General features: G+C 70.4%; 19 protein-coding genes. 8 read left to right on the top strand and 11 right to left on the bottom strand.

Annotation, left to right across the window (positions count from 1 at the left end):
- Window positions 1–196 precede the first annotated feature (196 nt).
- Window positions 197–844 carry a class I SAM-dependent methyltransferase gene (locus GA0070624_RS02825; RefSeq protein WP_091336397.1) on the top strand — a complete coding sequence of 216 codons (648 nt, stop codon included), beginning with the start codon at window positions 197–199 and terminating at the stop codon, window positions 842–844.
- Between the two features lie 3 nt (window positions 845–847).
- On the opposite strand, the gene GA0070624_RS02830 is transcribed toward GA0070624_RS02825, so the two are convergent.
- Both GA0070624_RS02830 and GA0070624_RS02835 read right to left on the bottom strand, forming a co-directional pair.
- Window positions 848–1743, bottom strand: a protein-coding gene (locus GA0070624_RS02830) for an IS5 family transposase (RefSeq protein ID WP_245718632.1) whose coding sequence is annotated in 2 segments (ribosomal slippage) — window positions 848–1332 and window positions 1332–1743 — 897 coding nt in all. Because the reading frame shifts where the segments join, the coding sequence is not laid out codon by codon here.
- 116 nt (window positions 1744–1859) lie between these two features.
- Window positions 1860–2462, bottom strand: a complete 603-nt coding sequence (locus GA0070624_RS02835) for an HD domain-containing protein (protein WP_091336400.1) — start codon at window positions 2460–2462, stop codon at window positions 1860–1862.
- Between the two features lie 2 nt (window positions 2463–2464).
- On the opposite strand from GA0070624_RS02835, the gene GA0070624_RS34545 reads away from it, so the two are divergent.
- Window positions 2465–2632, top strand: a complete 168-nt coding sequence (locus GA0070624_RS34545; RefSeq protein ID WP_176731568.1) for a hypothetical protein — start codon at window positions 2465–2467, stop codon at window positions 2630–2632.
- 505 nt (window positions 2633–3137) lie between these two features.
- Here GA0070624_RS34545 and GA0070624_RS02840 read toward each other — a convergent pair.
- The 3 genes from GA0070624_RS02840 to GA0070624_RS02850 all read right to left on the bottom strand — a co-directional run bounded on the left by GA0070624_RS02840 (window position 3138) and on the right by GA0070624_RS02850 (window position 5902).
- A protein-coding gene (locus tag GA0070624_RS02840) for an IS5 family transposase (RefSeq protein WP_425413534.1) occupies window positions 3138–4017 on the bottom strand; the annotation gives its coding sequence in 2 pieces (ribosomal slippage) (window positions 3138–3437 and window positions 3439–4017; 879 coding nt in all).
- A 310-nt stretch (window positions 4018–4327) separates the two neighbouring features.
- Window positions 4328–4969: a class I SAM-dependent methyltransferase gene (locus GA0070624_RS02845; RefSeq protein WP_245718634.1), complete on the bottom strand. Its 642-nt coding sequence runs from the start codon at window positions 4967–4969 to the stop codon at window positions 4328–4330.
- A 183-nt stretch (window positions 4970–5152) separates the two neighbouring features.
- A complete protein-coding gene (locus tag GA0070624_RS02850; protein WP_091336405.1) occupies window positions 5153–5902 on the bottom strand; it encodes a hypothetical protein in 750 nt (249 codons plus the stop codon).
- Window positions 5903–6085: 183 nt separating this feature from the next.
- On the opposite strand from GA0070624_RS02850, the gene GA0070624_RS02855 reads away from it, so the two are divergent.
- Genes GA0070624_RS02855 through GA0070624_RS02865 form a run of 3 tightly spaced genes read left to right on the top strand, consistent with a single transcriptional unit; the run spans window position 6086 to window position 8000 of the window.
- Window positions 6086–6691, top strand: coding sequence for an ArsR/SmtB family transcription factor (locus GA0070624_RS02855; RefSeq protein WP_176731569.1), 606 nt, complete (start codon window positions 6086–6088; stop codon window positions 6689–6691).
- Window position 6692: 1 nt separating this feature from the next.
- Window positions 6693–7439, top strand: coding sequence for an SRPBCC family protein (locus tag GA0070624_RS02860; protein ID WP_091336407.1), 747 nt, complete (start codon window positions 6693–6695; stop codon window positions 7437–7439).
- 21 nt (window positions 7440–7460) lie between these two features.
- Entirely contained in the window at window positions 7461–8000 is a 540-nt protein-coding gene (locus GA0070624_RS02865) for a dihydrofolate reductase family protein (RefSeq protein WP_091336409.1), read from the top strand.
- A 57-nt stretch (window positions 8001–8057) separates the two neighbouring features.
- Here the strand turns inward: GA0070624_RS02865 and GA0070624_RS02870 are convergent, their stop codons facing one another.
- From GA0070624_RS02870 to GA0070624_RS02880, 3 genes are all read right to left on the bottom strand, one after another.
- Window positions 8058–8213: a DUF1737 domain-containing protein gene (locus GA0070624_RS02870; protein WP_245718635.1), complete on the bottom strand. Its 156-nt coding sequence runs from the start codon at window positions 8211–8213 to the stop codon at window positions 8058–8060.
- A gap of 154 nt (window positions 8214–8367) precedes the next feature.
- Complete coding sequence (locus GA0070624_RS02875) at window positions 8368–9306, bottom strand: hypothetical protein (protein ID WP_091336413.1); 939 nt, start codon at window positions 9304–9306, stop codon at window positions 8368–8370.
- Window positions 9307–9555: 249 nt separating this feature from the next.
- A complete protein-coding gene (locus GA0070624_RS02880; RefSeq protein ID WP_091336415.1) occupies window positions 9556–10029 on the bottom strand; it encodes a hypothetical protein in 474 nt (157 codons plus the stop codon).
- A 205-nt stretch (window positions 10030–10234) separates the two neighbouring features.
- On the opposite strand from GA0070624_RS02880, the gene GA0070624_RS02885 reads away from it, so the two are divergent.
- The gene (locus GA0070624_RS02885; RefSeq protein ID WP_091336417.1) at window positions 10235–11524 is read left to right on the top strand and encodes an MFS transporter; all 1290 of its coding nucleotides are present in this window, start codon (window positions 10235–10237) and stop codon (window positions 11522–11524) included.
- A gap of 85 nt (window positions 11525–11609) precedes the next feature.
- Here GA0070624_RS02885 and GA0070624_RS02890 read toward each other — a convergent pair whose 3' ends face one another.
- Window positions 11610–13352 carry a bifunctional metallophosphatase/5'-nucleotidase gene (locus tag GA0070624_RS02890; RefSeq protein WP_091336419.1) on the bottom strand — a complete coding sequence of 581 codons (1743 nt, stop codon included), beginning with the start codon at window positions 13350–13352 and terminating at the stop codon, window positions 11610–11612.
- A gap of 282 nt (window positions 13353–13634) precedes the next feature.
- Between GA0070624_RS02890 and GA0070624_RS02895 the strand changes: the two genes are divergently transcribed.
- Window positions 13635–14438 carry an alpha/beta fold hydrolase gene (locus GA0070624_RS02895; RefSeq protein WP_091336421.1) on the top strand — a complete coding sequence of 268 codons (804 nt, stop codon included), beginning with the start codon at window positions 13635–13637 and terminating at the stop codon, window positions 14436–14438.
- Between the two features lie 48 nt (window positions 14439–14486).
- Here GA0070624_RS02895 and GA0070624_RS02900 read toward each other — a convergent pair whose 3' ends face one another.
- Window positions 14487–15266: a phosphodiesterase gene (locus GA0070624_RS02900; RefSeq protein ID WP_091336423.1), complete on the bottom strand. Its 780-nt coding sequence runs from the start codon at window positions 15264–15266 to the stop codon at window positions 14487–14489.
- Between the two features lie 207 nt (window positions 15267–15473).
- Here GA0070624_RS02900 and GA0070624_RS02905 point away from each other — a divergent pair, with 207 nt between their 5' ends.
- Window positions 15474–16898, top strand: a complete 1425-nt coding sequence (locus GA0070624_RS02905) for a diguanylate cyclase (RefSeq protein ID WP_091336425.1) — start codon at window positions 15474–15476, stop codon at window positions 16896–16898.
- A gap of 188 nt (window positions 16899–17086) precedes the next feature.
- Here GA0070624_RS02905 and GA0070624_RS02910 read toward each other — a convergent pair whose 3' ends face one another.
- Window positions 17087–18148, bottom strand: coding sequence for an aspartate-semialdehyde dehydrogenase (locus tag GA0070624_RS02910; RefSeq protein ID WP_091336427.1), 1062 nt, complete (start codon window positions 18146–18148; stop codon window positions 17087–17089).

Genomic DNA, 18148 nt, shown 5'->3' on the forward strand with positions numbered 1-18148 from the left:
GAACGTCGGGTCCCAGACCTCGAAAGCGTGTGAGGGTTTACGCCCTCCGCGGGTTCAAATCCCGCCGGCCGGACCGGGCTCGGGTGAGCCGTTCACGCGCCCCTGTCGTCGTTCAGAGCCGGGACGACTAGGCCCTGTTTCAGAAGCTGTTAGGTGGCGATGGGCGGGAGACTTGGGGTCCGTATGCTGCACCTGCATGAAGAATCTTGGTAGCCAGATCGCCTACTGGGACAGCGTCGGCGCCACGAAGAGGTTCACACACCCGGTGAATTTCACGTGGTTGACGGGGGTAAGCCGGAAATCCCGGGTTCTCGACTACGGCTGCGGATACGGCCGTGTCATGGCAGAGCTGAACGAGCAGGGCTTCTCTGATGTGTCGGGGGTGGACCTGTCTCCCGCGCTGATCTCGCGAGGCCGTCAGTTGAGGCCCGACCTGCAGTTCGAGGTGCTGGAGTCCCCGCCAACGCTGGCGTACGTGTCAGCAAGCTTCGACGTCGTCCTGCTCTTCGCGGTGCTGACGTGTATCCCCGACGACGACGCCCAGCGAGCACTCGTCGCCGAACTGGTCCGTGTCCTGGCGCCCGGCGGGCTGCTCTATGTAAGCGACATGGTCCTTCAGGAGGACGAACGAAACCGAGGCCGCTACGCAGCGTATGCCCAGCAGTTCGGCACCCCGTACGGAGTGTTTGCCACCGGCGACGGGGCAGTGTGCCGACACCATGACATCACCGAACTGCGTGCCCTCCTAAAGAATCTCGACATCCTGGACGAACGCCGGGTTGACGTCACCACCATGAACCATCATCGATCGAAAGCGGTGCAACTGCTGGCCCGCAAACCGTGATGCTCACAGCCACTCGTTGATCGCGGTGATATACGGCGGTGTGGCCTGGTATCGCACGGCTAGCTTGTCGTACCGCATGGCTACAGCACGGTGACGCTTGAGGCGATTGATACCGCACTCCGCCGCGTGGCGCTGCCGGTAGCGTTCGGGGTCGAAAGACGGCGGCCGGCCACCGTTGGACCCCAACTTGCGCCGGTTGGCGTCCTGGTCGGCCTTGGACGGAATGGTCGCCTTGATCCCACGCTGGCGCAGGTAGCGGCGGTTGGCCCGCGATGTGTAGGCCTTGTCGGCCAGGACCCGGTCCGGGCGGGTGCGGGGCCGGCCACCACCCAGACGCGGCACCCGGATCCCGCCCAGGACGACGATGAACTGCGGGCTGTCCCCGCGCTGCCCAGCGGTCAGCACGATCGACAGCGGCTTCTGCCCCTGCTCACACCCCAGGTGAATCTTCGTGGTCAGCCCACCGCGGGAGCGGCCCAGCGCATGGTCGGCCGGCTCCTGCGCGCCCCGCCCGGCGGCTCCCGCTGCAAGTTACCGTCGCGGCGTGCGCCAGCGGCATGCTGATGCGCCCGGCTGATCGTGGAGTCCACGCTGACGTCCCAGGTAATGAGCCCGGCCGCGTCCGCGCGAGCCTGCAGCCCGGCGACGATCTGCTGCCAGACTCCCGCGCGCTGCCAGCGGCGGAATAACCCGTAGACGGTCTGCCAGGGTCCGTAGCACTCCGGCACGTCCCGCCAGGGTGAGCCGACCCGGACCCGCCACCGGATTCCGTCGACGAGCTGCCGGTTACTCCACTTCGGTGGCCGGCCTGGCTTCTTGCCCGACGGCAGCAGCGGTTCCAGCTTCGCCCACTTCACGTCGGTCAGGTCGAACCGCCTCGTTACCGATACGCTGGCCACGAGGTCTCCGTGCTGATGGTCTTCTTGGTCGATGAACCATCTACCGGAGACCTCGCCGTTTATCGATCACCGACGCGCCGAGACTTCCTCACTTCGAACCACCTATGAAACACGGCCTAGGCGTCGAGCGGATGCGCGAGGATCCGGAGGCGTCCGCCGGATTCGATTGCCTGTGCTGCCGCACTGGACGGCTTGCGTTCCGCCTGGTCCTCGAACGAGGCCAGGAACTCCGTGGCGAAGTCGAGTCGGGGGTACCGGTCGAGCACGCTTTTCCTGCTGTCCTCGGCGAATTTTTCAGGACGTCGTCCTGCCACGTCCCAGGCCGTCGCGACCTGCAACAGGTGGGACTCGGCGTCCTCGGCGGCGGACACGTCGGCGCGCATGTGGGTGACGATGATGTGTTCCACGCGGGCCGCGCGGGCCTCGGGCCAGCCGGCGGCGACTCCGAAGACCCACGCGAGGTTCCCGCCGGCCTCCTCGAACGGAAGCGAATGACTGTCGAACAGCTCGGTCAGCCCGGCATCGTGCAGGAGGGCCGAGACGTAGTACAGCTCGTCATCGAAGGCAATTCCGTGTGCACGGGCGTACATCACCCCCCACAGGAAGGACCGGATGGAGTGGTTGAGCAGCGCAGGCGAGCAGTAACGGGTGGCCACGGACAGCGCCGCCGTCCCTGCAGGCGTATTGGGAAGTTCCGGCAATCTGGAAGACTCGGGCATGGGTGGATCGTAGTTACGACGCCTCCGACCAGAACTGGCTGTGGGTGGAGTTCGGTGGCGAGTTACTCGATGCCGACATGGCCGGCGTCTACGAGTTAGAGCCCTTGGCCGGCGTCGGCCCGCCGTGGATTTACGTCTGGCCGTCGGGGGCGGCCTTTAGATCAGGATGATCGGGCGCCGTCCTGCATTCGTCTCACTTGTCGTCTCGTTCGCTAGCGTGCGGGGGCGACCGTGAACGACCGGCCGCTCGAGTTGGCTTAGGTGGCGAACTCACCCGATCAAGCGCGTATAGGGCCGAGCAGACTTGGAAAGGGTGCAGGGGGCACCGCCCGCTGGCCCGCCGACGAGGTTGCCGGCTGAGGGCCAGGGCATGCGTCTGCTTTCCTCAACCACGCCCGAAAGGCAGCAAGGAGGCAGCGAACACCTCGCCTGCCGTCGACAAGTCCGGACAGCGGGCAGGGTCGTAGCCGAGGTAACAGGCACGGAATGACAACCGATGACAGCAGACGATGCACCGCAGCCGCGTTCGGGGCGAAGAGGTCGTCGGTTCAAATCCGGCCACCCCGACCAACGGCCAAAGGCCAGGTGAGAGGTCGCTCACCTGGCATTTTGTCATCCCCAGGATGATCTCCACCATCGGCTCAGGCCGCCGGCTAGGGCCTGTGTTGAAGTCGGTCACAGCCACTCGCTGATCGCGGCGACGTGCACGGTGGCTTCGTAGCGCACGGCGAGCTTGTCGAATCGGGTGGCCACGGCGCGGTTGCGCTTGAGCCGGTTGATGCCGCATTCCACGGCATGACGCTGCTTGTACCGCTCGGGGTCGAAGGCCGGTGGCCGGCCGCCCTTCGAGCCCCGTTTCCGCCGGTTGGCGTCCTGATCGGCCTTCGACGGGATGGTGGCCTTGATTCCGCGTCGGCGCAGGTAGCGGCGGTTGACCCGGGACGTGTACGCCTTGTCGGCCAGGACCCGGTCCGGGCCGGGTCCGCGGCCGGCCGCTGCCCAGACGGGGCACCCGGATGCCGTCGAGCACCGCCACGAACTGCGGACTGTCCCCACGCTGCCCCGCGGTCAGCACGATCGACAACGGCTTCTGCCCCTGCTCGCAGGCCAGGTGCAGCTTCGTCGTCAGCCCACCCCGCGACCGCCCGAGCGCATGATCGGCCGGCTCGACCGTCACCCCCGCCCGGCGGTTCGATCTGCAGATCCCCCTTTTACGCGCCCCGACGGCGTGCTGATGCGCCCGGGCGACCGACGAGTCCACCGACACGTCCCACGTCACACGCCCGGCCGCGTCGGCCACCGCCTGCAACCAGGTCAAGATCTTCGCCCAGGTCCCGTCGCGCTGCCAGCGGCGAAACAACGCGTACGCCGCCGCCCATGACCCGTAGCACTCCGGTACGTCCCGCCACGGCGCACCGACCCGGGTCCGCCACCGGATCCCATCAATGAGCTGCCGCTTCGTCCATGTCGGCGGCCGACCCGGCCGACGCCCCACAGGTAGCAGCGGCTCCACCGCCGCCCACTGCGCGTCAGTCAGGTCGTGCCGCCTCGTCACCGCTACAGTGGCCACGAGGTCTCCGTGCTGATGGTCTTCTTCGTCGATGAACCATCTACCGGAGACCTCGCTACTTATCGATCACCGACGCGCCGAAATCTTCGCTCACCACCGCCGACTTCGACACAGGCCCTAGTCGCCAGTTTCGTCTTCGTCGGCCTCCCGGCGTCAAGGGCGCTGCGCGTCGGCACGCCGATGGCCTGCGGCCACCCTTGACTGCGGGTGGGCGCCGCAGTCTCTGGCACCTAACCGGGGGACGGGAGCAGAGCGGCGTCTATCCGCTGGCGAAGCCAGCGCCGTCTCGGGGCAGTCAGCGGTCGGTCACCAGGTGCCGAGGAATCCCATCGACTCCTCGGCTTGGCTTGCGGGCCATGATGCAGCCCTGGGCGGTTTTTTCCGTCTCTCCGGGCTCACGTACCGCGGTCATCATCATCTCGAAGCCTGCCTCGCGCAGCAGACTGGCCACCTCCCCCGGTTGTTGCCGGTACCAGTCGACTGAGACAGCCTTGCCGAAGAACTCAGCGGTGTGGCCCTGCTCGTCCCCGACCTGGAAGCCCAGCATCAGCACTCCGCCAGGTGCGAGTACCCGGTGGAACTCGGCGAAGACCTGCGGTCGCTGGTCCCATGGGATATGGATGATCGAGTAGTAGGCGAGTAGCCCGCCGAGGGAACAGTCCCTCAGGTCCAGGGCCAGCATCGACCCCTCCTCAAACCGGAGGTGAGGGTAGGTACGACGGGCCAACGCCACCATCCCGGGTGACAGATCGATGCCGAAGGCATCCAGTCCCAGGCGGGACAGCAGGATGGTCACGCGGCCTGGTCCGCAACCCACATCGGCGACCTGCCCGTTGCCGTTGTCGCGCACCAGCTCTGCGAAGGCGGTGAACAACGCACGGTCTATGGGCATGCCGTCCAGGTGCGAGGCGACCATCTCGGCGTACTCGTCGGCCACAGCGTCGTACGAGTCCCGGGTAGCGGAGAGAACCTCTGCATCCATGGTCATGCAGGCTAGGCGACGCTGACACGCGCGTTGGCTATCCAGCCATCCGTACAGCCAAGACCATTCGCCAGCCCCGCAGCCAAGCCAGCCGACTGGACCGGTCGAGGACAGACGCGAGACGACAGGGCGTACAGGTCAACGGCAGCTGCCGACGCCCACCGACCGCAGTCTCGATCTTTGCGTAGCCGAGAATTGATCAAGGTTCATACCTGCTCCGACGTCTGGATCGTGGTGGACGAGGGAGCCGTCGGGAACGAGGTGGCCACTACCCACGCGCGCGATGAGTCCGCCGGTGACCCAGCACAGAACGAGGGTCGCGACGAGACTCACGAGCCCGGGAATCTGCCAGAAGCGGGCGTCGGCAACCTCGTCTGGGGTTTCGGGTGCGATGAGGCCACTGGGGTCGACCAGCACACTGATCGTCTCGCCCTCGATGATCTCGTCGTCCGAGTGGCGGCAGATGTCGCCGAAGATCGGGCTGCCGTCGGTGCGCTGCAAGCTGTAGCAGTGCACGTCGTATCCGCCTGAGCGGCTGGAGTAGTGGGTGACGTCGTGGTCCACGACGCTCGCCACCACCGGCTCCCCGCGCAGAGCGAGCACAGTGAGCCGAGGGGCATACATCATCGCGATCAGCCAGAAGAAGGACGCGACGAACGCGGCCATCGCGGCAGCCTTCACCCGAAGGGAAGCGGCGCTCCAGACGCGCTGGTCCAACACGAGTGCGCCGGCAACCACCACCGCTATGACGAACGCAACGATCGGCAGCGACTCCTCCCAGGCGAACAGGTCGGCGAGCGCCGCGACGGCGCCAGCCGCCGTGAAGCAGGCGATCAGGGAAAGTCGATGCCGGCGTGCCCTGCCGCGACAACGAAGCGAACCTGACACGGCCTGGATTGTGGCCCAGGCCCGCAGCGGGCGACGACGCGGACCTTGCCTCCCAGCGGCTCAGGAATCCATCCAGCACGGACGGCTGTCCACAACCGAGAAACGGCGCGCCGCGAGAAGCCGTCGATCGCCGACAACGTTTGCTGTCTTGACAAGAACGATTGTCGGTGAAAGCCTTGCGGCATGTTCGACGTGGCGGTGATCGAGGACCCGGCCGCGGCTGCGGTCTCGCTGGACCCGATGCGGGCCCGGTTGCTGGCCGAGCTGACCGAGCCGGCGTCGGCGACGGCGCTGGCCGACCGGGTCGGGCTGGCCCGGCAAAAGGTGAACTACCACCTGCGCGAGCTGGAGCGACACGGGCTGGTGGAGCTGGTCGAGGAGCGCCGCAAGGGCAACATGACCGAGCGGGTGCTGCAGGCCACCGCGGCGTCGTACGTCATCTCCCCCGCCGCCCTGGCCGCGGTGGCGCCGGACCCCGGACGCGCCCCCGACCGGCTGTCGGCGCGGTGGCTTCTCGCCCTGGCCGCGCGGCTGGTGCGGGACGTGGGGGCGCTGGTCACCGGCGCGGCGCGGGCCAACAAGCCCGTGGCGACGTTCGCGATCGAGGGCGAGGTGCGCTTCGCCTCGGCGGGCGACCGGGCCGCCTTCGCAGAAGAGCTGGCCCGGACGGTCACCACGCTGGTCGGCCGGTATCACGACGAGGGCGCGGCCGGGGGGCGTACGCACCGGGTCGTCGTCGCCATCCATCCCGCTGTACCGGCCCGCGGGCCTGAGACGAAGGAGTCCTGACGTGGGTCGCGAATGGGAGCAGCACGACGAGGTCGAGGTCGACGCGACCCCGGAGCAGGTGTGGGAGGCGATCGCCACCGGGCCGGGGTACGACTCCTGGTTCATGGGGCGCACCGAGGTGGTGCCGGGCGAGGGCGGCGCGGTCCGCACCGACCTGGGCGGCTATGTGATGGAGTCCACGGTCACCGCGTGGGAGCCCCTGCGGCGGTTTGCCTACCGTGGCGACGAGACCCCGGACGGGCGGTTCATCGCGTTCGAGTTCCTCATCGAGGGGCGCGAGCAGGGCAGCACGGTGCTGCGGCTGGTGACCAACGGCTTCCTCCCCGGCGACGACTGGGAGGCCGAGTACGACGCGATGCGCAAGGGCGGCGCGATGTACTTCGCCACGCTCGTTGCGTACCTCACCCACTTCGCCGGCCGCACCGCGACGCCGATCACGGCGGCCGCTCCGGTGGTGCCGGACGCGCGGGGGGTGTTCGACCGGGTCCCGGGCGCCCTCGGGCTGGCTGCCGAGCCGGTGGCCGGCGACCGGGTGCAGGTCACCCCTGAGGGCCTGCCGGCGATCGACGGCGTCGTGGACTTCGTCAACCCGGACGCGATCGGGATCCGGACGCAGGACGCGCTGTACCGCTTCGTGCGCGGGTTCATCGGCCCGATGATCGTCACGCACCACCTCTTCGCCGAGGGTGTGGACCGGAAGGAAACCGAGCAGGCGTGGCGGGCGTGGCTTACCCGCCTGTCCGCCTGAGAGACCAAAGGAGACACGAGGATGAGAAAGATCGTGAGTGGGCTCTTCATCTCGCTCGACGGCGTGGTGGAGGCCCCCGACCAGTGGCACTTCCCGTACTTCAACGAGGAGATGGGCAACGCCGTCCAGTCCATGATGGATGGCGGGGAGGCGATGCTCCTGGGCCGCCGGACGTACGAGGAGTTCGCGGCGTACTGGCCCACCTCCACCGACGACATCGCGGGCCGCATGAACGGCACCCAGAAGTACGTCGTGTCCAACACCCTGACGTCGGCCGAGTGGCAGAACTCGACGCTCGTCAGCGGCGACGTCTTCAAGGAGCTGGCCCGACTCAAGGAGCAGCCCGGCGGAAAGCTCGGCGTGACCGGCAGCGGCACGCTCGTCCGCTCACTGCTGCGCGAAGGGCTCCTCGACGAGCTGCACCTGCTGGTGCACCCGATCGTGGTCGGCAGCGGCAAGCGGCTCTTCGACGACGGCCCGCAGGTGCCGCTACGCCTGACCGACTCGCAGACCTTCAGCACCGGTGTGCTGTATCTGACGTACGAGCGGGCGGATTCCTGAGCGACGAGCTGCACGTGGTGCTCTACGACGGCGGCCCCGGGTGGTGCGGTGAGCGGGTCATTCCTTGGCGCTGCTCGGCCAGGTCAGGGCCTGCGCGACGATCACTCGCTCACCGTTGAACGTGACTGCCGGGCTGCCGTGGAGGCGGAACCCGAGGTCGAGGGCCTGGCTGACCCTTCGGCAGAACGCTTCGTCGTCCGGTCCGGTCAGCACGCGGTAGCGCGGTAGACCATTCGGCGGTCGGTCAGTCATGGGATCTACGCCTACCTGCCAGTACGGGGAAACCTGAAGGAGCGGTCGTCACGGGAACGGCTGCTCCGTCGCGAGAGCCTAGCTCGCGACGGGAGGGTGGTAGGGGTCGCCGACGCTAGTCGGGGACGAAGGTGAGCCGGTCGCCGTCGACCTCAAGCCTTCCCGTGACCGTGATCCGCTCCTCCGCGATCGGACGCGCGGACTCTCCGGCCACGGAATCCCTCACCTCGGCCCGACCCGGGGTTCCGCTGGCGACCCGCAGCTCCGCGCCGTCGACGAGCAGAGCCACCGACGGATACGCGATGATCCGGCGCCGGACCGTCGACGGATAGTCGACGTCCGGCACCCGCTCGAACGGGCAACTGACCGGCTCCGGGTCGGGGCGGGCGGCGCAGCGGTCCAGGTGCTCGCGGACCTGACGCTCCAACTCCGGCTGGCGGCTTCCCCGGAGGCGCAGTTGCAGGCCGGGGGCCTCGCCCGTTCCGGCAACCACGGTGACCGGCGGCGCCTCGAACATCGGGTTCCTGGCGAGGCGCACCACGTACGCGCCGGGGAAGGCGGGCACGTGGCCGAACTCGCTCGTCGGCACGAGGGTCCCGGCGACCACCAGCGGATACGCCGTCCTGGTGTTGGCCGGTAGCGAGAACCACCCGCGATGGATCCGCCAGGACTGGCGCGCGTAGTCCCGGGTGAAGCGCAACTCCCGATCGTAGGTGGCGCCGGCGACCTGGTAGGTCACCTGCATTGTGGCCACCAGTCTGTTCTCCTCCGGAACGAGCTCCTTGATGCTCAGATGGTCGGGCGGGGTGTAGTCCTCGTGCTCCAGCGTGTCGTCGTCCAGCAGTACCGTCTCCACGTCCTCGTCCGGTCCACGGACCAGGTACGACCGGGCCTCGTCGGCATCCCGATCGGCCAGTGCCTCGAAGTACCGGTACACGACCTGCTCGGGCGTCAACGGATCCCGGAACACCATCCAGCCCCCGCCGCCGCAACACAGCGCCACGACGACGATCCCCACCATCCACCGCCACCAGCGACCGAAGAACTCACCCACTGCCGGGCCGGAGGTTGGGCGATCCGGGACTGCACCGCAGGCGGGGCAGGCAACCTCCCAGGTGCCGACCGGCATTCGACAGTTCACACAGTGCACGGGCAGCAGCCTCTCGACCGGGAGAAAGGTGACCATCGGAGTATTCACCGTGATCGACTTCTGCGCTGCCCCGCCGCAAGACGCAGGCGCTGGCGCGGGACACCGTCTTCGCCGCTGTGATGATCACGTGACATTCGTTGGGCAGCCCGCCGTTCAGTCGTGCAACTCGGTGCGCGCGACCTCGGCGAACGCGGTGGTCAGGTAGCCCTCCAGCGGTCGACCGGTGGCCGCCAGCAGGTCGGCGACGAGCAGCGGGGCGTGCCGGGCGACCTCCGCCGGGTCGGGCGGGGCGTCGTCCGCACCCGGGTCGTACACGCCGAGGGCGCTCGCCAGCAGGACCAGCAGCACGTGCGGGTCGACCTCGGGCCGCCACGGCGCCGCACCGCGTACGCAACGCTCCAGCACCTGCCGTACGTCGTCGCCGTCCAGCCCGTCCGGATGGGTCTCCTCCAGCAGCAGCCGGACCACCCCGCCGAGCACCAGCCCGGACCGGTCGGCGCCCGCCAACCGGTCGACCGCCGGCTCGTACGCCCCGGCGTCCCGGTTGCGGGCGGCGGCGACCGCGTCCGTGGCGGCCACCGCGATCTCGCGGGCTGATGCGGGCAGGTGTCGCCAGGTCGCGGTCACCGGGCCAGCATGGCAGAAGGCACCGACAGGCCCGGGAAGCCGCCGCGCAGGCGTGACCGGGAGGCGCGGGACGCAGCTTGGTGGCCCCCGACCGGCCGGGGCAGAGGCGCGTGCCACGTGCGATTGGTCACCCCACGGCCCGTTGCACGCAGGGACGCCGGTAAACCGCTCGCCACCTGTCGTACCTGCACAACAGAATCCAGGCATGCTGCGCCGCGCCCTACCCGCCCGACCCGAAGCCCGCCGGATTCTGATCGGCACCCTGCTGTCCGCCATCGGGCGTGGCCTGACCCTGCCGTTCCTGTTCATCTACCTCACCGACGTGCGCGGGCTGACCGACGCGCGGGCCGGCCTGGTGATCGGCTGGTACGGCGCGGTGACCCTGGCGCTGTCACCGCTGGGTGGCACGCTCATCGACCGGTTCGGCGCGCGCCGGGTCGTCCTGCCCTGCCTGCTCATCGAGGCGATCGGCACCGGCTCGCTGGCCCTGGTCGACTCGACCGCCTCCGCGTTCGCCGTGGCCACGGTGATCGCGGTCGGCAGCTCGGCGATCTGGGCCGGTCAGAACACCATCCTCGCCTCACTCACCGACGACGGTGAGCGGCAGCGGGTGTACGGGCTGAACTTCGCCCTGCTCAACCTCGGCATCGGGATCGGCGGCCTGACCTCGGGCGCGATCGTCGACACCGCCCGCCCGGTCACCTTCCAGGTGATCTACCTGCTCGACGCGGTGAGCTACCTGATGCCGGGGGCGATCCTGCTGACCCTGCCGCACGTCGGCCACCGGCTGGCTGGCGCGGCGAGCACGGCGGACCGGCCGTCGACCGGGGGCTACCTGTCGGTGCTGCGCGACCGTCCGTTCCGGCGGCTGGTCATCTTCGGCCTGGTGCTCACCACCTGCGGGTACGCGCAGATCGAGGTCGGCTTCACCGCGTACGCGGTCCGGGTGGCCGAGGTGACGCCGCGGGTGGTGGCCTGGGCGCTCGCCGGCAACACGGTGATGATCGTGCTCTCCCAGCTGTTGGTGATCCGCCGGATGGAGGGGCGGAGCCGGACCGGCGCGCTCGTCGCGGTGGGCGCGGTCTTCGCGACCGCCTGGCTGGTCCTCGGTGCGGCCGGCCTGATCGGTACCGGGAACGCGCTGGTCGCCGCGCTCGGGGTGGTGGCCTGCTCGGTGATCTTCGGCTTCGGCGAGACGATGCTGTCGCCGGTGATGCCGGCGCTGACCAACGCGCTCGCCACCGACGAGCTGCGGGGCCGGTACAACGCGATGAGCTCGATGATCTTCGGGATCAGCGGGATCATCGGTCCGGTCACCGCCGGCCCGCTGATCGGCGCGGCCGACGGGAAGATCTGGGTCGCCGTGGTGGTCGGCGGCTGCCTGAGCGCCTCGCTGTTGGCCCTCTCCCTCCGCCCGCTGCTGTCCGCCACCCAGGACGGGCGGGCGACCCCCGCCCCGATCCCCGCCCGCGAGCCCGAACCCGCCGCCGGCTGACGGCATCGCGGTCGGGCTCGGATCTCGGACAGCGAACGGGCCCCGGAGCGGAAGGCTCCGGGGCCCGATGCGATGAGGTCTGCCGTCAGGCGGCCGCGACCTCGGCCGTGGTGCGGATCCGGTCCAGCGTCGGCGCGGAGACCGGCGACTTCTCGGTCAGGTACGCGACGAAGGCGTCCAGGTCGATCATGCCGGTGACCGGATTGGTGCCGCCCTTGAGGACGTTGAACCCGTCACCGCCGCCGGAGAGGAAGTTGTTCACCGTGATCCGGTAGGTGGCGTCGGCGCTGACGGCCGTGCCGCCGATGGTGAGGCTGCCGCGGACGATTCGGCTGCCGGCGCACGGGTCGGTTGCCGGGCCGGCGGTGCCGGCCAAATCGACGACGTAGTGGACCGTCGACGACGGGAGGAGCACCGGGCCGGCGACGAACTGCTGCTCCAGCAGGCAGTAGAGCTGCGCACCGGTGAGGTCCAGGGTCACCAGATTGTTGGCGAACGGCTGGACGCTGAACGCCTCCCCGTAGGTGACCGGGCCGGCGTCCAGGTCGGCCCGGACGCCGCCGGGGTTCATGAACGCGGCGACTGCGCCCTGCTCGTCGTCGGTGGCGGCGAGCTGCGCGTCGGCGATCAGGTTGCCCAGCTGCGACTCACCGCAGGACCCCTTCACCACCTTGTAGTCGCACGGAGCGGTCCCGAGCAGGACCTCCGGGGTGCGGGTGATCCCCTCGGTGGTCTCGCCGACCACCTTGTCGGCGACCGGGCCGAGGACGGTCTTGTACCGGTTGATCAGCTCCGTCGACTCCGGGTCCTTGGCGACGTCCCGGGTGACCACGACGTTGTTCGCCTTGGCGGTGAGCACGTCACCGGTCTTCCGGTCCACCTCCAGGTTGATGTCGGTGACCAGCCGGCCGAAGGAGCTGGCGCTGGTGACCAGCTTGCCGTTGATGTTGCACTTGTACGCCTGGTGGGTGTGCCCGCTGACGATCACGTCGATCGACGGGTCCATCCGGTTGGCGATGTCGACGATCGGCCCGGCGAAGCCGTCACACCTGTTGATGTCGATGCCGCCGGTCTGGACGCCACCCTCGTGCAGCAGCACGACGATGGTCTGCACGCCCTGGGCCTGCAGGATCCGGGCGTACTTGTTGGCGGTCTCCGCCTCGTCGGCGAAGGTGAGCCCGGCGACGCCCTGCTGGCTGACGATCTCCGGGGTGCCCTCCAGGGTCATCCCGATGAAGCCGACCTTCACCCCGTCGACCCGCTTGATGCCGTACGGCGGCAGCAGCGGCTGGCCGGTGGCGGTGGTGAAGGCGTTGGCAGAGAGGTACTGGAACTTCGCGCCCTTGAACGGGGTGCCGTCGGCGCAGCCGTCGACCGGGTGGCAGCCGCCGTTCTGCATCCGGAGCAGCTCGGCCGCGCCCTCGTCGAACTCGTGGTTGCCCACGCTGGCGAAGTCCAGGCCAGCCAGGTTCATTTCCTCGATGGTCGGCTCGTCGTGGAACGCCGCGGAGAGCAGCGGGGACGCGCCGATCAGGTCACCCGCGGCGACCGTGACCGTGCGGTCCTGCTCCTCCTCCGTGGTACCGCGCAGCTTGGCAAGCTGGGTGGCCAGGTATTCGGCGCCACCGGCGAACTTCCCGTCGATGCTGCCGCTGGAGCCGGTCGGCGGCTCGAGGTTGCCGTGGAAGTCGTTGATGGCGAGCAGCTTGACGTGGGCCGGCGTGGCTTCGGCCTCGGCCTGACTGGGGTTGACGGCGACCGTGCCGAGCGCGGTCGCGGCGAGCGCGGCCAGACCGACGGCGGCCCGGCGCATCCCGGGGACGGACATGAAACTCCTCGTGAGACTCGGCGCGTGGCTGTCCGGGCGATGGTTCGTCCGGCGGCCCTGATCCGTGCCGTGACAGGGGTCGAGCGCGGGCGGCGGCGGTCGGGGGCCGTTGCCCGAGGGCAAGCTTCTCATCCGCCGCCCAATCGGTCGACCGGGGCAGCACAAGAGAACCATGGATATTGACGGCGACCTGTACCGGTCTGCCCGACGAGTCCGACATGACGGGCAGGTGAATTCCTGCACGGCCACCCACTGTCAGGCCGCTGGACTAGAAAAGTAGCCATGACGTCGAACGGGACTACCTGGACGGTGGACACGGTGCGGTCCGCCGATGGCACCACGATCGCGTACGAGACGGCCGGCGAGGGGCCGCCGATCATTCTGGTCGGTGGCGCCTTCAACGACCGGTCGACCACCCGGGCGCTGGCCGCCGCGCTGGCGTCCGACTTCACGGCGTACGGCTATGACCGCCGGGGCCGCGGGGACAGCGGCGACACCGGGCCGTACGCGGTACAGCGCGAGATCGAGGACGTTGCGGCGCTGATCGAGGTGGCCGGCAGCAGGGCGTACGTCTACGGCCTCTCCTCCGGGGCGATCCTCGCCGCGTACGCCGCGGCCGAGGGGCTGCCGATCACCGGGCTGGCCCTCTTCGAGCCCCCGTTCCAGGTCGGGCCGCACGGCGGTGCCAAGGCGGAGCTGCCGGACCGGCTCACCGAGCTGGTGTCGGCGGGCCGCCGCGGCGACGCGGTCGAGCTGTTCCTGACCGCTGCGGTGGGGCTGCCGCCCAATGCCGTCGCCGGGATGCGGGGCATGCCGGAGTGGTCGTGGATGGAGGGGCTGGCACACACCCTCGCCTACGACACCACCGTCACCGGCGACGGCCCCCTGCCCGCCGCCCGGCTCGGGACGATCACCGCGCCGACCGTCGTCGTCGACAGCACGGGCAGCCCACCCTGGCTGCGGGACGCGGCTGCCGCGACGGCCAGCGCCATCCCGGGCGCGACCCACCGCAGCCTGGAGGGCGGCTTCCACGAGGTGCCCCCGGAGCACCTCGCCGCCGAGCTCCGCGACTCCCTGCTCGGCTGACCCGTCACCGAGGCACTCCGAACCGGACGGTGATCATGAAGGGCGCGGTCAGAACCAGCAGGTCTGCCCGGCGGCGTGGCTGACCTGCACGGTGTGGGTGACGCAGCCGTCGTCGCTCACCCGGTGCAGCAGGAAGGCGGTCGGCTCGGCGACCAGCCCGATCTCCTCCTCATCGGTCATCGTCAGCGAGGCCTGAACCCAGGTGCTCGGGGCGGTGGTCAGCACGGTGCCGGCGAAGGCGGTGGTGACCGCGCGGTGCAGGTGCCCGGCGGTGACCCGTACGACATGGGGGTGGCGGCCGACCACCTCGGCGAGTGCGTCGCCGTCGGCGAGCCGGATGGCGTCGGCGGCTGGGACGCCGACCGCGACCGGCGGGTGGTGCAGGCACACGACGGCCGGCACCGCGGGGCGGCTGGCCAGCACGCCGTCCAGCCAGCCGAGCTGCTCGTCGCCGAGCCGCCCGCCGCCGTTGCCGGCCGTCAGCGAGTCCAGCACCACGATCGTGGCCTCCGGGTGGTCCACGTGGTAGTGCGCCGAGAAGCCACCGCCCAGGCAGGGCGTGCCGCCGAAGATGTCCAGCAGCGACTCCCGGTCGTCGTGGTTGCCGGTGGCCAGGTGGACCGGCAACGGGAAGCGCCCGATGATGTCGCGCAGCGCGACGTACTCGTCGGGGCGGCCGTTGTTGACCAGGTCACCGGTGATGACCACGCAGCCCGGCCGGGGACGCAGCGCCAGCACCCGACCGAGGGCCCAGTGCAGCCCGGTGGCCTGCTCGGCGGCGAGCGGCCCGGTGGTCACGTGCGGGTCGCTGAGCTGGGCGATGAGCATCGACGCCTCCTCGGGACCGGAACCCTCACGCTATCGCCGACGACCCGCGGCGCGCGCCCCGCCGCACCCACAGGCCGCGTCCACATCCTGTGGATAGCACATGTGTACGAGGGCAGCGGATGATCTTGCCGGTGGGCGGTCCATCGCCCGCTGAGTACGCTTGATCGCGCCCCCCGGCGCCGGCCCGGGCCCCCGACCAGGAACGACGTGGATCACGAGCGAGTCATCCGAGACGTCACGGTCCGCCTCCCGATGGCGTCGACCGCCCTCGAGGCATGCCAGTGGACGGTCAGCGCGCTCGCCCGACACGCCCCGGCGACCATCTCGATCCTGCTCCAGGTCCACGACCGGCTCCGCTGCGTCGCGGCCACCGGCGCGTGGCAGGTCTTCTCCACCGTGCCGCTGAAGACCGGCATCGTCGGCCGGGTGTACGCCTCCGGCGAGGCCGCCACCGTCCCCGACGTCACCGCGGACCCCGACTACCTCCCGGTACGCCCCGACGTGACCGCCGAGGTCTGCGTACCGGTGCTGGATCCGGCGGGGCGGCCGATCGGCGTACTGGACCTGCAGTGGAGCGACCCGGTCGAGCTGGACCCGTGGCGGGAGACCGCGGCACGGGTGGCGGCCCGGCTCGGGGCCCGGATCGTGGCGCTCGGCGGCGCACCGGCCGAGAGCCGCAGCGAGAAACTGCTCCGGCACGCCGCCGCGCTGACCGCTGCGCCGACCGAGTGGGACCTGCTGACCGCGGCGATCGGTGCCGCCCGGGACGTCTCCACCCTCACCGCGGCGGTGCTGGTGCTCGCCGGCCGGCGGGGGCCCCGACTCGGCGCCCCGACCGGCGCCGCCCCGGGCGAACTGGAGTCGCGGATCCGGGCCGAGCTGACCGAGGCGGGACCCATCGCGCTCGGCCGGATGATCACCCGCGCCCACCGGCACGGCTCCGGGTACACTCTCGGCGAGGCCGGCCACCCACCCACCGCCGAGTACGCGCCGCTGGCCCGCGCCGGCGTACGCACCCTGGTGGCGGTGCCGGTCGGGCCCCCGGACACCGGTGGCGTGCTGCTGGTCGCCGACGAACGGCTGCTCCGGCCCGACCCGACCACGGTCAACCTGATCGAACTGTTGGCCGGGCAGGCGTGGACCTGCCTGGACCGGCTGCACACCCTGGCCCGGCTGCGCGAGCAGGCCAGCTCGGACCCGCTCACCGGGCTGCGGCACACCGGGCCGTTCGGCCAGCGGATCGCGGCCGCCACGCCGGGGCGTACCGCCCTGCTGGCGATCGACGTGGACGGCTTCAAGGACGTGAACGACACGTACGGCCACCAGGCCGGCGACCGGCTGCTGGTCGGGCTGGCCCGGGCGCTGGAGGCGGCGCTGCGGCAGGGCGACGAGCTGTACCGGATCGGCGGCGACGAGTTCGTCGCGGTGATCGAGGTGAACCGCCCCGAGGAGGCGGTCCGGATCGCCGAGCGGCTCACCGAGGCGGCGCGGCGCACCGGCCGGACGATCAGCGTGGGCGTCGCCCTCCCCCAGCCCGGCGAGTCACCCGAGGGCACCCTCCGCCGCGCCGACCAGGCCCTCTACGCCGTCAAGCGCCACGGCCGCGACGGCGTCCGCCTCGCCGCCGCCTAACCCCCGCACCCCGCAGCCCGCAGCCCGCAGCCCGCAGCCCGCAGCCCGCAGCCCGCAGCCCGCAGCCCGCAGCGATCTTGCACTTTGGGCTGACCTTTTGGACCTTACAGCCCGCTTTGTCGGCACCGAAACTGCAAGATCGCGGAGCCGGGGGGGTGAGCCCGGGGGTGGGGGTGGGTGGGGGTGGGTCAGGGGTGGGTGAGTTCGGCGGCGAGGAGTTCGGCGATCTGGGCGGTGTTGAGGGCGGCGCCCTTGCGGAGGTTGTCGCCCGTCACGAACAGGTCCAGCGCCCTGGGGTCGTCGACGGCGCGGCGGATCCGGCCGACCCAGGAGGGGTCGGTGCCGACCGCGTCGATCGGCATCGGGAACTCGCCCGCCGCCGGGTCGTCGACCAGGATCACCCCCGGCGCGTTGCGCAGCGCCTCGCGAGCGCCCTCGGCGTCCACCTCGGTGGCGAAGACCGCGTGCACCGCCACCGAGTGGCCGGTCACCACCGGCACCCGGACGCAGGTGGCGGAGACCTTGAGGTCGGGCAGCCCGAGGATCTTGCGCGACTCGTTGCGCATCTTCATCTCCTCGGACGACCAGCCACCGTCGGCCAGCGAGCCGGCCCAGGGCACCACGTTGAGCGCCAGCGGGGCCGGGAACGGCCCGAGCTCGTCGCCGACCGCCTGCCGGATGTCGCCGGGCCGGGAGCCGAGCACCCGGTCCCCGGCGATCTTGCCGAGCTGGGCGTGCAGCGCGTCCACGCCGGCCTGCCCGGCGCCGGAGACCGCCTGGTAGGAGGCGAGCACCAGCTCGCGCAGGCCGTACTCGCGGTGCAGCGGGGCGATCGCCACGATCATCGCGAGGGTGGTGCAGTTGGCGTTGGCGATGATGCCCTTGGGCCGGTTGCGCACCTGCTCCGGGTTGATCTCCGGGACCACCAGCGGGACGTCCCGGTCCATCCGGAACGCGCCGGAATTGTCCACCGCCACCGCGCCGCGGCTGACCGCGATCGGCGCCCACTCGGCCGAGACCTCGTCGGGCACGTCGAACATGGCCACGTCGACGCCGTCGAACGCTTCCGGGGTGAGGGCCTGGACGGTCAGGTACTCGCCCCGGCACTGCACCTGCCGGCCCACCGAACGCTCGGAGGCGAGCAGCCGGATCTCCCCCCAGACGTTGCGCCGGGAGGAGAGCAGCTGGCACATCACCGTGCCGACGGCACCGGTCGCCCCGACCACGGCGAGGGTGGGCAGCGACGACAT

It is taken from the genome of Micromonospora rhizosphaerae (genome assembly GCF_900091465.1).
In the GTDB taxonomy this organism is placed as follows: domain Bacteria; phylum Actinomycetota; class Actinomycetes; order Mycobacteriales; family Micromonosporaceae; genus Micromonospora; species Micromonospora rhizosphaerae.

Bases quoted from the DNA above. Each gene is read 5' to 3' on its own strand.
- GA0070624_RS02855 (WP_176731569.1), top strand. From the start codon at position 6,086: ATGTTCGACGTGGCGGTGATCGAGGACCCGGCCGCGGCTGCGGTCTCG.
- GA0070624_RS02890 (WP_091336419.1), bottom strand. From the start codon at position 13,352: ATGTCCGTCCCCGGGATGCGCCGGGCCGCCGTCGGTCTGGCCGCGCTC.
- GA0070624_RS02865 (WP_091336409.1), top strand. From the start codon at position 7,461: ATGAGAAAGATCGTGAGTGGGCTCTTCATCTCGCTCGACGGCGTGGTG.
- GA0070624_RS02910 (WP_091336427.1), bottom strand. From the start codon at position 18,148: ATGTCGTCGCTGCCCACCCTCGCCGTGGTCGGGGCGACCGGTGCCGTC.
- GA0070624_RS02900 (WP_091336423.1), bottom strand. From the start codon at position 15,266: ATGCTCATCGCCCAGCTCAGCGACCCGCACGTGACCACCGGGCCGCTC.
- GA0070624_RS02835 (WP_091336400.1), bottom strand. From the start codon at position 2,462: ATGCCCGAGTCTTCCAGATTGCCGGAACTTCCCAATACGCCTGCAGGG.
- GA0070624_RS02885 (WP_091336417.1), top strand. From the start codon at position 10,235: ATGCTGCGCCGCGCCCTACCCGCCCGACCCGAAGCCCGCCGGATTCTG.
- GA0070624_RS02825 (WP_091336397.1), top strand. From the start codon at position 197: ATGAAGAATCTTGGTAGCCAGATCGCCTACTGGGACAGCGTCGGCGCC.
- GA0070624_RS02895 (WP_091336421.1), top strand. From the start codon at position 13,635: ATGACGTCGAACGGGACTACCTGGACGGTGGACACGGTGCGGTCCGCC.